Here is a 16,083-nt window from a genome sequence, read left to right as displayed (position 1 = left end):
GCCCATCGGGTCGTAGGCCAGAGCGGCATTGTTGACCCCGCTCGCCGACACCAGCCGGTTCTCGCCGTCAAAAGACATCTGTAGGCGCTCCCCTAATGATCTCTATTTCGGAATCACGTCCGAGCGGGGGAAAGCATAAGAAAAATACAGAAATGCCCCTATAGTGCGCGCTATGCCACTAGCAAAGATAGTCCCCAGAATATACGGGGTATATCTATAGAATTCAAAAGCGCATCTTTGCTGAGGTTCTAAGCACTGCAATCTACCTTCATTAAGATAGATATAAAATATGAGAGATAGTACAAAGACTAGCTCGGCGACAAACCATATTATCGATAAGGCACGTCTCCCGATCCTCATTGACGAGGTCCTTTTTTAGGTTTCTCCGGCTCCACGGGCTTAACAGGATGATCCTCGTTTTGCTTTTCTACCGCAGCTCCAAGAATTGCGGGGATCGATACTCCTATTGCGTTGGTATGGTCAAGGTCTTCGCCTGTACCTAACCTCCACGCTGTTGCAGCAAAATCCGTACAATTATTTGAGTAGTCGCTATATGTCTGGTCCGACAGAAGATAGTGCGCCAGTCGCTTCATTCGTGATGGATCTACTTCCATAGATCTGGATACGGATTCCCAGTGCTGCTTATCAAATTCTAGATTTGTCCGGATGTCGTGCCCAGGGCCATTTTGTCCGCCATAATAGTCTGGCCACAGACCCCTCGTTTGCGTCTCACCTTTCGCATTGGTTATTGTGATCCACGCGTGGCCAGTATTTAGCGCCGCACTAGACCCAGTCCCCCCCTCAGCCACGTGTATCGCTATTATCCAACGTATTTGTTCCCGCTCCGCCAAACCGGTGGAGTCTGTTTTATTAAGTGGATCATTGCCCACATACGCATACAGATTCGCTTGGTCCTTATACCCGATCGGGTCCGTCTGCAGGAACCGGCCGAGCGTCGGCGAGTAGATGCGGGCCTTGTAATACCACATCCCTAGCTCGGGGAGCCACACCTGGCCGGTGTAGCCGAACCGGCCCTGGTTGGTCGCATTGGGAATGCCCCAGGCGTCGTAGCCGTTGATCGCGAGCGGGTTGCCGGCGACGTCGGAGACCGCGACGATCGAGCCTTGGTGGTCGGCGTGGAAGAAGCGCTTGGCCCCGGTCGCCATCTCGTACCAAACCAGCGGCTCGTCGGCACCGGGGCCATGCATGTAGGCGCGCAGCAGCGTTCCGGCGCCGTCATATTCCTGCGACAGCCGGTCGCCGTCATAGACGAACCGAGTTATGCCCGAAGGGCCAGACACCTGCCAAAGCCGCCCGTTCGGATCGTAGGCGAGCGTCACCCCGCCCGAGCGCGAGACCAGCCGGTTCTCGGCGTCGTAGACGTAGCTGTTGGTGCCGTCCGAGGTGAGGTTGCCGTTTGCGTCATACGCGAACGAGGCGGTGCCGGCGACGGTGTACTGGTTGAGCCCGTTGACCCCGTAGCCGCGGGCGACGTTGTACGCGCTGTTCGAGGCATAGGCGTCGTTCGCGCTCGTGCGCGTCACGATCTGCCCGGCCGGGTTGTAGGCGAAGCCGTAGCTCTGGTCGCCGCTCGTCCCGGCAAGATCCTGGCTCAGCCCCTGCAGCCGCCCCACCGCATCGTAGCTGTAGCCCGCCGTCGCCACCGTCGCCCCGGAAATGCTCGCCACGCTCTGCCGCCGTCCCGCCGCGTCGTAGGCGATCGTCGCCGTGACGCTGCCCGTCGCGATCACGCTCGTCATCCGGTCGAGCGCGTCGTACGCGTGGCCAATATACCCGGTCGCCGCCGTGCCGATCTGGGTCACGTTCCCGTTCGCATCATATTGATAGGGCAGCGGCCGTGCCGTGCCGTCCATGTTGGTGCTCGTCGAGGCCAGCTGACCGAACCCGTCATAGGCGTTGGTGATCCCCGCCCCCGAGGCCGAGCCAAACCGCGCGTAAAGCGGACGGCCGCCAAGATCATAGTCGTAGAAGACGCTGTATCCGGCCGCCCCGCTCGCCGACGCCGGCACGCTCTTCTGCGTGACCCGGTTCAGCGCGTCATAGAGGTAAGTGATCGTCACGCTGTCGCGCTTGCGCAGGCTCGTCCGGTTGCCGTTCGCGTCATACGCGTAGGCCTCGTAGTCGATAGAGGAACTTTGTCCCACCGTCGTCGCCGACGGGAAGCTCCACTGCGTGAGGAGGTTGAGCCCCGTCCCGCTGTAGGTGTACGATGTCAGGTTGCCGTTCGCGTCCGCCATCGTGGCGGGCTTGCCCGCGCCGCCCCTCGTCGTGTCCCAGGTATACGTCTCGTAATTCTGTTGAAGCGGCGTCCCAACGGCGCGCTCGATGAGCGTAACATCGCCAAGATAGTCGTAGGACGTCTTCGTGATGCGGTCGGCGCCGTTCGGGCCGGTGGTCTGCGGCACGCACGCGTCGGGCTGACCGCCCCATTGTGAAGGGTCCATCCGCACCGCCGTGCAAACGACCCGTCCATAGAGGTCGTAACTATATTGCGTCACAGCGGTGACCTGCCCGGCCGAGATCGTGCCGGCGTAGAGCTGCTCCCTCGTCTTTCGCCCATAGCTGTCATAGCTGTACGATGTCGTGCGATCTGGCGTGAAGGACGCCCAGCTCGCCGGCGCTATCGACTCGCCCTGCCAGCTTGCCAGCTGGCCCGCTTCCACCGTCGAAAGGTTGCCCGAGCCATCATAGCTGTTGCGCGTTGCAAGGAACGGCCCTTGCGTTCCGGAGGGCGACGCACTGATCGTCCCCGTCACCCGCCCGGCAATGTCGTAGCGTATCCCCGAGGTGTACGGCGCCGCCACGCTCTGCGCCAAAGCGGATGTCGACACAAACAGCAGTGGCACGCTCAAGAAGGTGCTCGGCTTGAGCAGCATCGCCAATCCCCTGATGTTGCTTATGGACATGACGTAAGTCCCGCACGCGGCGAGGTCGCGCTGATCCGATTGCCCCGCTTCTCATAAGCGTAACAGGTGCGACGCGACACGCTCCCCGCCGTCACCACCTCGCCGCGCAGCCAAAGATTATTGGGTCCGCTGTCGGGGCCATAATCGTAGGTGGTCAGGATCTCGTCGCCCGCTGTGGCACATCCGGCGCCGGCGGCAGCGCCGCTCTTGCAAATGCTCTGGCTGGCGAGCTTCCAGACGGGATCGGCAGACCGGGCCATCTGCCCGCTGCCGTTGAGAAACCAGGCGTAGCGCTGGACATAGGTAAAGCGAGCTTGCGCACGGATGCCATTTGCGCCGGCGGGCGATGTTACCGACAGCATCCCGCCATGCTGGGCGTCGTAGACATAGTCCGTCTGGTTGCCCTTGGCGTCCCTGGTCCAGTTGGGCTGGTTGCAGGTTTTGGTGTTCTGGCAGGTCGCGTCGTAGCCGGCCGTAACAAACCCGTCCGATAGAACGTTGCCCCGACTGTCGTAGGTGTAGTTGTAGGTGACGCCACCCTTGCTCCACGAATAGGCGGCACTGACCCTGTTCGCCAGGTCCTGAATGAACGACGCGCGAACACCCGGGGCTGAAAAGTCGATAAGATAGTTGGTGCTGGTCGTTTGGTTCGCAATCGTCAAATTGCCATCTGGCCGGGTCGCGATCAACGGGAGCATGGCAGGCGTCTGCCCTGCAGACAGAGAAGATCCCTCTACGGGGTAACCATAGCTCCAGGTCGAGCCATCTCTCGTAGCGGACAGCACCCGGTCTTCGACATAGGCGAGTGTTGCGTCAGGTGACTGATATGAAGACCAATAATAGAAGCAGGAGTGCGGGTCGCGGGGCCCATAAGCGTAAGGATTGTACTGAAATCGCCGCAAGCAATAATCGTAAGAGTAGAGATCGCTCGAACTGGACGGAGGCTTCACGGATCTCACCCTACCGAATTGATCGAGCGTGTAGCGTGTGGTACGTCCGCCGCTGTCCCCGACCGTCAAGACGGTGTCTGCTCCGGCTGATGATGACCCCCACGTGTAGCTCGAGCTCGGCCAGCTTTGGGAAGTCGCGCAAGCCGCAGCACTCGGGTCGCAATATTCGTAGCCGTTATTGACGCCCACCACACCCGTCAGATCCCAGTTCGCGCCATATTGGTACTTGAGCTGAAGGCCGTCGCTCCGGTTCACCGAAAGGATGGGATAACCCGTCTGATAGGGAATGGCCGCTGTAGGGCTCGCCGAATAGGTGGTGTTACCAAGATTGCGCATCGTGGTTGCATGCGTGACGCGCTCGACGAGCCCGTCAGCATGCACGATCTTGCTGATTACGGAAGGCGCGCCTGAGTGGTTCGGGTTGGTAAGGCTGACAGCGTCGCCGCCCTTGTCGATGTAAATCCAGTCTCTGCAATTGGATGTGGCGGCGGTCGCGCAATTAGGGTCGGTCGAGGACGGGTCCGAGATCACCATCCCTCCACCGGTTCCGATGGTGAATCCACCGGTGGAACCATTGATGTTGAACTGTTCCGAGGATGCTCCAGTACCAATCGTAAATATGGGGCACACAACTCCAGGGCATTGCCCTTGTACGGCAAAGACGGCTTGATAATTGTCCATGAGTCCGGTCGCCCGGTTGAAAGCGAGCGGACTAGCCGCATGGTCTGGTGGATTTAAACTGGTGACAGCATGAGCCATCCCGCCAAGAGATACGTCCCGGACGCTGAACTTGATTGATCCGCTGTACATATCGACGCCGTTTTCATCAGGCGCTCTGACCTCGACGCTCGTGGGCAATCCAGGGGGAGCGCTGGTTTGAGCGGCTGCGCCACTTCCCAACGGTAAAATGGCGAGCACAGCAACGCCCAGGCGGAATGCCGGGACGGTGCCGAGGGTGGCCAGGGCTGCAAGCGCGGCGCGGGCGAAGGTGCGCATGGTGGGGTTCCTCACGAACATTGGTTCACCGTCGTCACGGTGACGCTGACCGTGCCCGTGGATGTCGCGCCGAGGCTGTCGGAGACCGTGTAGTTGAACGTCTTCAGCCCCGAGGGGCCGAGACTGTCGATCTCGATGGTGCTGGCGCTGAGGATGGTGAGGGTGAGGCCGGTGCCGCCGGAGACGCCGGTGACGGTCAGCGGGTAATTGCCCTCCGGGTCGGTGTCGTTCGCGGTGACGTTGACGGTCGTCGTCCCGCATTTCGGGATCGAAGGCGCCGTGTCCGCATTGGCCACCGGCGGCTGGTTGCCCGGAGGCGGCGGCGGCGGCGGCGGCGGTGAAGGTGGTGGCGGCGGAGAGGGCGGCGGAGGAGAGGGCGGCGGAGGCGAAGGCGGCGGCGGGGGCGGCGTGCAGCTGCCGCCCGTGCCGGTGGCGGCGCCGGCGACCGTGTAGCAGGACCGGTTGCCCGCAGGATCGTAAGCGATGGTCGTGGCCAGCCCGTTGTTGACGGTGCCGCTGCTCGAGGTCGCAATGAGGCGGCCAAGCGCGTCATAGCTGTAGGTGATCGTCTCCCTCGCCAATGCTCCCGTCGCCAGGGCACAGGAAGACGTCGCCAGGAACAGCCTGGCGGCCACGGTTTTTCTACGCATCGACAACCCCTTTACCGAATGCAGACCTATGCTGCGCTTTTGGCCCCGGCAGAGTCAACGTGTTGCGCAAGATTATTTATTGTATTTTGTTTCAAACCATTGAAAGTCTTCGCAAGGCTTCCGTGGCCGCGTCTTCCGCGGCCTTGCGCACGACTCGGCTGGCCAGCGCCCTCGATCCGATTTAGTCCTGTCGGCCATGGCCGGGGTTCTGAAGGGGGTGCGGATCGTCGAGCTGGCGGGGCTGGCGCCGGCGCCGTTTGCCGCGATGATGCTGGCCGATCATGGCGCCGAGGTGATCCGCATCGAGCGCGCCGGCGCCGTGCCGCCGGTGCCGCCGAAATTCGACATCCTGCGCCGCGGGCGTGCGGAGATCCTGTCGCTCGATTTGAAGCGGCCCGAGGATGCGGCGCGGGTGCGGGCGCTGACCGCCGGGGCGGACGGGCTGATCGAGGGGTTCCGGCCGGGGGCGATGGAGCGGCTCGGGCTCGGCCCCGAAATCCTCTGCGCGGACAATCCGCGCTTGGTCTACGGCCGCCTCACCGGCTGGGGGCAGAGCGGGCCGCTGGCGCCGCGGGCGGGGCACGACATCGATTATATCGCGCTGGCCGGCGCGCTCTCCACCTACGGCCGCGCCGGCGCGCCGCCAGCGCCGCCGGTCAATGCCGTGGCGGATTTCGCCGGCGGAGGGCTGCTCATGGCGTTCGGCATGGTCGCCGCCTTGCTCTCGGCGCAGAAGACCGGGCTGGGGCGGGTGATCGACTGCGCGATGGTCGACGGCGCCGCCTTGCTCTCCGCTTTGACCTTCTCGCTCCACGCCGCCGGAATGTGGTCGGAGGAGCGCGGCGCCAACCTCCTCGACACCGGCCGCGCCTATTACGATTGCTACGAATGCGCCGACGGCAAGTGGCTCGCCGTGGGCGCGCTCGAGCCCCACTTTTTCGCCATCCTGAAGGAAAAGCTCCAACTTACGTGCCATCAGCACGATTCCAAGCTTCGCGAGGAGCTTTTTACGACCTTCAAGCGCCAGCCTCGCGACCATTGGACCCGACTTCTGGAGGGCTCGGACGCCTGCGTCGCCCCAATCCTCACCCTCTCCGAAGCGCCTACCCATCCCCACAATAGGATGCGCGGCACTTTCGCCAACATCGGCGGCCTGATCCAGCCCGCCCCCGCCCCCCGCTTCTCGGAACCGCCCTCCCGGCCGCCGCGCTAAACCCCTTGCGCTCCCCGGCGCGTCTGTCATGAAGCCGTCACACTCGGCCACCGCAGCAGGGAGGAGCCCGTCATTCGCCAGGTCGCCGCCCTCCCCTACCGCTCCAGCGGCAGCGCCGTCGATGCGCCGGTCAGCATCCTCCTGGTCACCTCCCGCGAGACCAAACGCTGGGTCATTCCCAAGGGCAACCTCCCCTCCGGCGATGCGCCGCACGCCGCCGCCGCGGTCGAGGCCGAGGAGGAAGCCGGCGTCCGCGGCGCCGTCTGTCCCACCCCGCTCGGCTCCTACCGCTACAGGAAACGGCGCTCGAGCGGCGCCTCGGTGATGCTCGATGTCGACGTCTTCCCCCTCGCCGTCAGCCAGGAATTGCCCTCCTGGAAGGAAGGGGCGGAGCGCGAGCGGCGCTGGTTCTCGCTCGCGCAAGCGGCCGACGCGGTGGAGGAGGCGGACCTTGCCGACCTCATCCGCTCGTTCGGCGCCGCGGAGTTCAACAGGGCGGCGCGGCGGGGCTCCATGCTCGGCGCGATCGCCCAGAAATCGAAAGTGGGTCCGATGTTCGCCTGGTTCCAAAGCCTGCTGCCGCGCACCGGCAATTTCTTCGAATTGTTCGAAGCCCATTCGACCAGCATCTGCGCCGCCGCCAACGCGCTGTCGCGCCTGCTGGAGGGCGGCCCGGCGATGCGCGACAACATCCGCGAGATCCACGAGCGCGAGAGCGACGCCGACAACGTCATCCGCGAAGTGCTGACGACGGTGCGCCGCACCTTCCTCACGCCGTTTGACCGCGGCGCAATAACCAGCCTGATAGCGGCAATGGACGATGCGATCGACGAGATGCAGGCGGCGGCCTCGGCGATCGACCTCTATGAGCTCACCGAGTTCGACCAGGAAATGAAGGACATGGCGGCAATCATCGTCGATGCCGCTCGCATCACCGCCGAGGCGTTGCCGCTGCTGCGGGACGTCGGCGTTAATGGCGGCCGTCTTCACGAACTCACCGAGCGGCTCGTGCGCATGGAGGGCCATGCCGACGAAATCCACGCCGCCGGCCTCAAGAAGGCCTTCTCGCGCTACGGCCAGACGGACACCTTGCGCTTCATCGTCGCCCGCGAAATCTACAAGCATCTCGAGCGGATCACCGACTCCTTCGAAGACGTCGCCAACGAGATCGACGACATCGTCATCGACCATAGCTGAGGACCTGCGATGCACGAGCTCGCGCTGCCGCTCCTCGTCGGGCTGATCGTCGTCGCCTTGGCGTTCGACTTCCTGAACGGCCTCCACGACGCTGCCAACTCCATTGCGACAGTGGTGGCCACCCGCCTGCTCGGCCCGGTCCAGGCGGTCGCCTTCGCCGCCTTCTTCAACTTCGCCGCCTACTTCCTCACCCTCGCCTACCCCCAGCTCCACGCCGTCGCCGACACGATCGGCAAGGGCCTCATCGACAAGGACCTGATCACCCCCGCCGTCGTGTTCGGCGCGCTGGTGGGCGCGATGTTCTGGAATGTGGTGACGTGGCTGAAGGGCATTCCTTCTTCGTCCAGCCATGCCCTCGTCGGCGGGCTTATGGGGTCAGGAATCGCCCATGCGGGTTTCACGGGCGTCAAATGGGCCGGCCTCAACAAGACGCTCATCGCCATCGTCCTGTCGCCGGTACTCGGCATGGTCCTCGCCATGGCGATCATGCTGGTGACGAGCTGGCTCGCCGTCCGCGCCTCCGCCCGCGGCGCCGAGCGCAGCTTCCGCGGCCTCCATCTCGTCTCCTCCGCCGCCTACTCGCTCGGCCACGGCCTCAACGACGCGCAGAAGACGATGGGGATCATCACCGTCCTCCTTTACTCGACGGGCTGGTTGCACGGGAAGTTCGCGGTGCCCCACTGGGTCGCAGTATGCTGCTACATCGCCATGGGCATGGGCACGATGATGGGCGGCTGGCGGATCATCGAGACGATGGGCTCACGGATCACCAAGCTCTCCCAGCACCAGGGCTTCAGCGCCTCGCTCGGAGGGTCCGTCATGCTGTTCGCGGCTTCGGCACTGGGCATCCCCGTCTCGACCACCCACACGATCACCGGCTGCATCATCGGCGCCGGCGTCGCCCGCCGCGCCTCGGCTGTGAACTGGGGTGTCGCCCAGAATGTCGTCGTCGCCTGGATCATCACCATCCCCGCCTCGGCCGCCGTCGGCGCCTTATTCTACGGGCTGACGCGGCTGTTCTGAGCCTCGGTGCAGGGGGAAGGAGGCGCTTGACGCGCACCATTTAACTCATTAGTTAAATAATCAACGATGAACAAGATCTTCGAAGCCCTCGCCTCCGCGCCCCGCCGCAAGATCCTCGCCTATCTGGCGGAGGTGGACCTCACCGCGGGCGAGATCGCCGCCCGGTTCGACATGTCGAAACCGGCTATCTCCAAGCACCTCCAGATCCTCGAAAATGCCGGGCTGGTGACGAGCGAGAAGCGCGGCCAGTTCGTCCATTACGCGCTGGTACGGGAGAATCTCGCCAACACGCTCAACGGCTTCGTTCAGCTCGTCTGCCCCGTCTCGACACCCCTGAAGCGCGAAAGCGCCGCCTTGCGGGAGCAGCGCCAGGCGGATGCAGCGGACGAGGACAAGAAATGATCGGCCTCGTGCCGGGATCGGAGCGGATCGTCGCCACGGCGGCGTCCGACCCGGTTCTCGGCACGATCCGCTGGTCGCCCCGCAAGTCGCTCTGGATCGGCGGGATAACGGCCGCCGCGCTCCTTCTCGGCCCCTTCACCTTCACCTGGGGCGCCTTCCTCCTGTTCCTCGTCAGCTGCGGCGTCACCCTCTGCGCCGGCCACTCGGTCGGCATGCACCGGCGGCTGATCCACAACAGCTTCGCCTGCCCGCTGTGGCTGGAATATGCGTGCGTCTATCTCGGCGTGCTGGTCGGGATGGCCGGCCCGATCGGCATGATCCGCATCCACGACATGCGCGACTGGGCCCAGCGCCAGCCCGATTGCCACCCCTTTTTCGGCCATCGCGCGACGCTGCTGCGGGACGGCTGGCACCAGCTCCATTGCGAACTCGTCCTGCTCGCGCCGCCCCGCTTCCGGCTGGAGCCGCGCCTCGAGCAAGACCGCGTCTACGCGTTCCTGGAGCGGACATGGATGGCGCAGCAACTGCCCTGGGCGCTGCTCTTCCTCGCGATCGGCGGGCTGCCGTGGCTGGTCTGGGGAATCTGCGCACGCGTCGCGGTGTGCGTCACCGGCCACTGGCTCGTCGGCCATTTCGCCCACCGTGAGGGCGGCCAGACCTGGATCGTCGAAGGCGCCTCGGTCCAGGGCCATGACGTTCGCATCGCCGGGCTGATCAGCATGGGCGAGAGCTGGCACAACAACCACCATGCCTTTCCGGGCTCCGCCCGCCTCGGCCTCGAGCCGGGGCAGGCCGACCTCGGCTGGCTGCTGCTCCGCCTCTTTGAGCGGCTCGGGCTCGCCTGGAATATCATCCTGCCCGAGCATTTGCCGCGACGGCCGGCGCTGCGGCGCGTCGCCGAGCACGGCGCCGGCTGCCCGGTCGCGGCGCGCCTGTTCTCCTGGAGCGGCCTGTGATCCTTCGCGCTTTCCGCGGCCGAACCTCCCTTTGGGCCTACCCGCTGATGGCGGTCCCTTTGCTCCTCGTCCAATATACGGCGGTCGCGCTGCTTTATTGGAGATATGGCGCCGCCCTCGAGCCCGATGCCGAATTCTGGCTGCTGCCGTTGCACCGCATCGGCCAACTCTCAGCGCCCACCGCCACGGACGTCGCCCTGTTGTTCGGCGCCATCGTCCTATCCTATGCGGCGCTTGGCGCCCTCTCCTTCCGCCGCGCCGCGCGCTCCGACCTCGGCTTCAGCCTCGCCGTCGCGTCGATCCTGCCCTGCCTCCAGCTCGTCGCTGTACCGGTCCTCGCCTGCCTTCCCGTCCGCCGGGGGGATGGGGAGGCGCAGCCGGAGGAGGTGCCCGAATCCAATCAACGTGGCGTCGACGCGGCGCATGTCCTTCAGGGCCTGTTCGCGGGCATGTTCTTGATCGTCGCCGCCGTGCTGATCTCCGCCGTCACCTTCGGCGCGTACGGTTGGGGGCTGTTCGTAATGACCCCGTTCATGGTTGGCGTCGCCACCGCCTATCTCGCCAACCGCCGCAACCCGCTCGACCTCCATCAGACGAACCTGCTGGTCTCAAGCGCACTGGGATTGGGAGGGCTGGCCCTGCTCCTGCTCGCGCTGGAGGGGGCGGTCTGCATCGTCCTCCTCGCGCCGCTCGCGCTCGGCCTGGCTTTGATCGGCGGCGTCATCGGCCGCGGCGTCGCGCTGCAGCGAAACAGCCGCGACAAGCCGTTGATGGCCGTCGCGCTGCTGCCGCTGGTCTTCGCCCTGGAAGCCGCAATGCCCCCCAGCGCCGCCATCGCCAGCCAGGAGAGCATCGACATCGCCGCGCCCGCACCGGCGGTGTGGCGGGCGATGACCAGCGGCGCCGACATAGCCGAGCCGCCGGGCCTGGTGGGACGCGCCGGCCTTGCCTATCCGTTGCGGGGGAAGCTGCTCGGAAGCGGCGTCGGCGCGGTGCGGATCGGCGTCTTCTCCACCGGACTGGCGCGCGAGAGGGTGACGGAATGGGTGCCGGGCCGGCGCCTCGCCTTTCGCGTGCTGTCGCAGCCGCCGGCGATGGAGGAGATGAGCCCCTATCGCCGCGTCCACGCCCCCCATGTTAGCGGCTATTTCGAGACCGGCGAGACCCGCTTCACGCTCACGCCCTTGCCAGGCGGCGGCACCCGCCTCACGGTCGCCGCGTCGCACGTGCTGCGCATCGATCCCATTCCCTATTGGGAGCCGCTGGCCCGCTGGGCGGCGAGCGCCAACAGCCGCAGGGTCCTCGCCGATCTCAAGCGCAAGGCCGAGCGCGGCGGCTGAGACCGCCCCTCCTCAACCGGCGAACAGCGCGCGATCGCGGCAGTGGAGGTCCTTGGGGTCGAAATATTTCTTCGACCAGCCGTCGTCGGTGGAGAGGAACCAGCCCGCCGCCACCGCGCCCGCGGCCTTGTCGGCGGGCGGCGGGACGTCGTCGCCGGCCTCGCCGGCCTTGCCGCTCTCCTTCGGCGCCTTCGGGCCCTTGGCCATGGCGTCCAGGAAATTGAAATGGTCGACCAGCGCCAGCCCCTCGATCGCAAAGGCGGTGGCGATGTCGCAGTCGCGGATGGCGATCAAGTTGTCGCCGTTGACCTGCTCGCCCAGCAAGGCGAGGTTCGAGGAACCGCACCACATTGCGGCATCCGGACGGTTGAAGCCGCAGATGACGAACTTGTGGTGGATCTGGTGGCCCATGCCGACGCTGCGCACCTGGTCGAAGGGCGGCGGCAGGACGACGCCGACCGGTTTGCCGGTGACCAGCACCCCGCTCGTCTCGCCGACGGGATAAAGGGAAATCTTCTTCGGATCGTCGGACACGCCGCAGCTAAAGATCGTCTGGTCCTCGTGCAGCTTGGAGAGCGCGTCGTAGACCGGATTGTCCTTACCGCCGTCCAATTCCATCACCGCGAACATCACGCTGGCATTCTCCGCGGTCCGCTCCGCCTCGACCCGGTCGGTCATGAGCGTCAGATAGTCGCGGGCGTGCGCCTCGTCGTGGGGCGAGAACGTGATGCGGATGTCGGGGAGCGCCGCGCCGCCGCCGCCGAAGCTGAAGACGGTGCTGGCGAGCGGGGAAGCGACGAACGCCGCCTCCTTGACGCCGCCCGCCCACGCCGCGTCGAACAAGGCGGCATATTGAGCGGCGATGCCGGCATCCTCGAACAGCAGGACGTGGTTCGAGTTCACGTACATGCCGGTGATCGAGAAATTGGTGGAGCCGGTGAGGACGCGGACGGCGGCGCCGCTTTGCTTCTCGCGCACGATCAGGATCTTGTCGTGGGCGAAGCGGCCGAACTTGCCGCGCTTCATCGCCCCCGCGCCGGCGGCGGCGACGAACCTCTTCTCGACCTCGTCCTCGGGCGGCGGGGCCTTCGGCTTGCCCTTGGCGGCTGCGGCGGCCGCCTGCTTGTCGCTCACATGGTGGAGATCGGCATTGTCGAGGATGATCCGCGCCCGCCCCTCGCCGCCCAGCTGGAGCAGGCATTTCACCACGTCGGGTTCGTTCAGATCGTAGGCGAACATGTCGAGGGTGAGGCTGGGGTCCGCTGCGACCGCGTCTAGAATCTCGAAGATGCGGGCGCGGGCGGTGAAGCCGGACCAAAGATATTGCTCGGCGTAAGTGAAGGCCTTCCCGTTCGGGCCGGGGGCGGTGCCGCAAGGCTGGTTGGTGTCGAAGACGAGGTCGGCGCCGTCGGGCTTGATCTTGGCGCCCTTGCCGAAATGGCGGACGAAGGCCTGGCTCTGGGTGAAGCCGCGAGTGAAGCCGAGCTTGACCGCGCCCTTCTCGAACGGCCCCACCGCCACCGTCACGCTTGCGGTCAGCGAGGCGTCGAGCGGCAGCATCTTGCCGGCGGCGTCGAAATAGCGCGGCGTTGCTTCGTAGAGATAATCGCCCCAGGCGGGGTCCAGCCCCTGGTGGGCGGAGCCGGGGACGTGGACCCAGCGGAACTTGTGGATCGGCGCATTGGCCGAGGAGAGCGGATTGGTGTCGCTGCCATCCTGCGAATGGTCTTGCGGATGCTCGAACTGCAGGTCGTTGAGGAGGTAGTAAGGCGCCTTGCCGGGCGGCGTGATGCGGAGCGTGAAGCCCGCCAGCCCCGAACGCGCAGGTCCGTCGGCGAGGTCGAAGGCGAGCAACGTCTTGGCATCGCCCCTGTGCGCGACGAGCTTCATCGCGCCCGTTGTCCCGGTTACCGGCATGATTTTGTCCCCCACGGTGCGGCGGGCCGTGCGACTCGCCGCTGCCGGGGACGTTACACCGGATCGGCCCCGTACCAAAACGGACGCCACAACGGTCGCGCCGCCTCGCGCGGCAATCAACCGGAAGAGAGTCTAAATCTACCAGGGCGTATCGCGGTTGCCAGGTCCCTGCGGGTGGTCGCCGTTCATCTGTTGCCGCGCGAGGCCGACCTTCTCCTGCTCCGCCTGGTCCTCCCATTGCTGGGCGGTATGGCATTCGCGCACCTCCTGGAGCCGCGAGCCGGTGACGTTCTTGCTGACGCAGATCATCTTGTTCGGGTTGTAATTCGGCTTGCCGTAGCCGGTCTGCACCTTCGAATGCGGTGAATTTATCGTGCTGACCGGGGCGAGCAGGGCAAGAAGGATCACGATCATCGAGACCTCCCACGTGGGCGGACCATTGTCCCACTCTTCGGCCCGCGCGGCAAGGACTTAGGGTTCGGCCTTGTCCAGCCGCCGCGGGAGGCGGAGGTCACTCCGGCGTCCAGGCTGAAGGCTATGGTCGCGACCACGGTCGACGGTCTCGTCACCCATGCCGCGGTGGCCGACCCCGCGGCACGGACCATTGTCCTCCGGCGCGACCGGCCCGGGCTGGTCGAAGTCCATGATGGGCTGAACGATGTCGTCGTCGCCCAGGCCGGAGCGGCGGTCCTGATCGCAGGCGGCCGCGCGGAGGGGCTGCGGCACACCGAAGCCGGCGAATGGCGCGGCGGCACCATCGTCGGCGGCGAGCGGCGCAGGCTGGCGCCCGGCGACGTCGCGTGGATCCCGGCAGGAGTCCCGCACCAACTGATCGTCGAGCGGGGCGGGTCGTTCACCTATGTCGTGGTCAAGACCGTCAAGGCGCCCTGACGCGGCGGATCAGGCGCCCGCGTTACGCCTCCCGTCGATGAGGCTGTCGACGAGCGAGGGATCGGCCAGCGTCGACGTGTCGCCCAGGCTGCCGAAATCGTTCTCGGCGATCTTCCTCAGGATGCGGCGCATGATCTTGCCCGAGCGGGTCTTGGGTAGAGCGGGGGTGAAGTGGATGAGATCGGGGCTGGCGATCGGGCTGATCTCGGTTCGGACGTGCTGGCGCAATTCCTTCTCCAGCTCCGGCGAACCGTCCTCGCCCTCCATCAGGGTAACGTAGACGTAGATGCCCTGACCCTTGATGTCGTGCGGGTAGCCGACCACCGCCGCCTCGGCGACGAGCGGGTGGGAGACCAATGCGCTCTCGATTTCCGCCGTGCCGAGACGGTGGCCGGAGATGTTCAAGACATCGTCGACCCGGCCGGTGATCCAGTAATAACCGTCCTCGTCGCGGCGGCAGCCGTCACCGGTGAAATATTTGCCGCGGTAGGTGGCGAAATAGGTCTGCACGAAGCGATCATGGTCGCCGTAGACGGTGCGCATCTGGCCCGGCCAGGAGCGGGCGATGCAGAGGTTGCCCGAGGCCGCGCCTTCGAGGACGGCGCCGTCCGCGTCGACCAGCTGGGGCACCACGCCGAAAAACGGCCGGCCGGCCGAGCCGGGCTTCATTGCGTGGGCGCCGGGCAAAGTGGTGATCATGATGCCGCCGGTCTCGGTCTGCCACCAGGTGTCGACGATCGGGCAGCGGCCGTCGCCGACCACCTGCCAATACCAGCGCCACGCCTCCGGGTTGATCGGTTCGCCGACGCTGCCGAGGAGGCGAATGGAGGAGCGGTCGTGCTTCTTCACCGGCGCCTCGCCTTCGCGCATCAGCGCGCGGATGGCGGTGGGGGCGGTGTAGAAGATATTGACCTTGTGCCGCTCGACCACGTCCCAGAAGCGGCTGAAATCGGGATAGTTCGGCACGCCCTCGAACATCAGGCTGGTCGCGCCGTTGGCGAGCGGTCCGTAGACGACGTAGGAATGGCCGGTCACCCAGCCGACGTCGGCGGTGCACCAGAACACCTCGCCTTCCTTATAGTCGAAGACGTAGTGGAAGGTGGTTGCGGTCCACACCGCATAGCCGCCGGTGGTGTGGAGGACGCCCTTGGGCTTTCCGGTCGAGCCTGACGTGTAAAGGATGAAGAGCGGGTCCTCGGCGTTCATCGGCTCGCAGGGGCAATCGTCGGGCAGCGCCGCGCGCAAGGTGTCGAACATATGATCGCGGCCGTCGGTCCAGCCGGTCTCGTTGCCGAGGTGGCGGACGACGAGCACGGCGTCGACCTCGGCGCCCTTCGCGATGGCGGCGTCGACATTGGCCTTCAACGGCACCAATTTCCCGCCCCGCATGCCGCCGTCGGCCGTGACGATGATGCGGCTGGCGCAATCCTGGATGCGGCCGTGGAGGGCCTCGGGCGAGAAGCCGCCGAACACCACGGAGTGCACCGCGCCGATGCGGGCGCAGGCGAGCATCGCCACCGCGGCCTCGGGGATCATCGGCATGTAGAGGGTGACTCGGTCGCCCTTGCCGGCGCCGAGCGCCTTCAGGCAATTGGCCATCCGCACCACCTCGGCGTGCAGC

General features: G+C 65.6%; 13 protein-coding genes. 7 read left to right on the top strand and 6 right to left on the bottom strand.

Features of this window, described 5'->3' with window-relative positions; all coding sequences use genetic code 11:
• Nucleotides 1-356: 356 nt before the first annotated feature.
• Genes VGC56_RS13825 through VGC56_RS13815 form a run of 3 tightly spaced genes read right to left on the bottom strand, consistent with a single transcriptional unit; the run spans nucleotide 357 to nucleotide 5,523 of the window.
• Nucleotides 357-2,897 (bottom strand): RHS repeat domain-containing protein, encoded by a 2,541-nt coding sequence (locus VGC56_RS13825; protein WP_464125874.1) that lies wholly within the window; start codon nucleotides 2,895-2,897, stop codon nucleotides 357-359.
• A 20-nt stretch (nucleotides 2,898-2,917) separates the two neighbouring features.
• Nucleotides 2,918-4,873, bottom strand: a complete 1,956-nt coding sequence (locus tag VGC56_RS13820; protein WP_464125781.1) for a hypothetical protein — start codon at nucleotides 4,871-4,873, stop codon at nucleotides 2,918-2,920.
• An 11-nt stretch (nucleotides 4,874-4,884) separates the two neighbouring features.
• Nucleotides 4,885-5,523 (bottom strand): Ig-like domain-containing protein, encoded by a 639-nt coding sequence (locus VGC56_RS13815; protein WP_464125779.1) that lies wholly within the window; start codon nucleotides 5,521-5,523, stop codon nucleotides 4,885-4,887.
• A 196-nt stretch (nucleotides 5,524-5,719) separates the two neighbouring features.
• On the opposite strand from VGC56_RS13815, the gene VGC56_RS13810 reads away from it, so the two are divergent.
• From VGC56_RS13810 to VGC56_RS13785, 6 genes are all read left to right on the top strand, one after another.
• A complete protein-coding gene (locus VGC56_RS13810; protein ID WP_464125777.1) occupies nucleotides 5,720-6,736 on the top strand; it encodes a CaiB/BaiF CoA transferase family protein in 1,017 nt (338 codons plus the stop codon).
• Nucleotides 6,737-6,808: 72 nt separating this feature from the next.
• Entirely contained in the window at nucleotides 6,809-7,933 is a 1,125-nt protein-coding gene (locus VGC56_RS13805; protein WP_464125872.1) for a DUF47 family protein, read from the top strand.
• Nucleotides 7,934-7,942: 9 nt separating this feature from the next.
• Entirely contained in the window at nucleotides 7,943-8,956 is a 1,014-nt protein-coding gene (locus tag VGC56_RS13800; RefSeq protein WP_464125775.1) for an anion permease, read from the top strand.
• A gap of 66 nt (nucleotides 8,957-9,022) precedes the next feature.
• The gene (locus tag VGC56_RS13795) at nucleotides 9,023-9,358 is read left to right on the top strand and encodes a metalloregulator ArsR/SmtB family transcription factor (RefSeq protein ID WP_464125773.1); all 336 of its coding nucleotides are present in this window, start codon (nucleotides 9,023-9,025) and stop codon (nucleotides 9,356-9,358) included.
• Nucleotides 9,355-10,314, top strand: a complete 960-nt coding sequence (locus tag VGC56_RS13790; RefSeq protein ID WP_464125771.1) for an acyl-CoA desaturase — start codon at nucleotides 9,355-9,357, stop codon at nucleotides 10,312-10,314. Before VGC56_RS13795 ends, VGC56_RS13790 begins: the two co-directional genes overlap by 4 nt.
• Before the next feature lie 47 nt (nucleotides 10,315-10,361).
• The gene (locus VGC56_RS13785) at nucleotides 10,362-11,654 is read left to right on the top strand and encodes an SRPBCC family protein (protein WP_464125769.1); all 1,293 of its coding nucleotides are present in this window, start codon (nucleotides 10,362-10,364) and stop codon (nucleotides 11,652-11,654) included.
• Between the two features lie 12 nt (nucleotides 11,655-11,666).
• Here VGC56_RS13785 and VGC56_RS13780 read toward each other — a convergent pair whose 3' ends face one another.
• Together VGC56_RS13780 and VGC56_RS13775 are read right to left on the bottom strand one after the other, a co-directional pair.
• Nucleotides 11,667-13,571 (bottom strand): phospholipase D-like domain-containing protein, encoded by a 1,905-nt coding sequence (locus VGC56_RS13780; RefSeq protein ID WP_464125767.1) that lies wholly within the window; start codon nucleotides 13,569-13,571, stop codon nucleotides 11,667-11,669.
• 138 nt (nucleotides 13,572-13,709) lie between these two features.
• Nucleotides 13,710-13,985 (bottom strand): hypothetical protein, encoded by a 276-nt coding sequence (locus VGC56_RS13775; RefSeq protein WP_464125765.1) that lies wholly within the window; start codon nucleotides 13,983-13,985, stop codon nucleotides 13,710-13,712.
• A 123-nt stretch (nucleotides 13,986-14,108) separates the two neighbouring features.
• Between VGC56_RS13775 and VGC56_RS13770 the strand changes: the two genes are divergently transcribed.
• Nucleotides 14,109-14,462, top strand: a complete 354-nt coding sequence (locus tag VGC56_RS13770) for an AraC family ligand binding domain-containing protein (RefSeq protein WP_464125763.1) — start codon at nucleotides 14,109-14,111, stop codon at nucleotides 14,460-14,462.
• 9 nt (nucleotides 14,463-14,471) lie between these two features.
• On the opposite strand, the gene acs is transcribed toward VGC56_RS13770, so the two are convergent.
• Nucleotides 14,472-16,083 (bottom strand): acetate--CoA ligase (acs, locus tag VGC56_RS13765; protein ID WP_464125761.1); only part of this gene is annotated, 1,612 nt, incomplete at its 5' end.

Origin of the sequence: Allosphingosinicella sp. (genome assembly GCF_036403745.1) — a bacterium.
Classification (GTDB): domain Bacteria; phylum Pseudomonadota; class Alphaproteobacteria; order Sphingomonadales; family Sphingomonadaceae; genus Allosphingosinicella.
The sequence above is the reverse complement of the archived record's forward strand: the minus strand, read 5'-3'. Positions and strand labels throughout refer to the sequence as shown.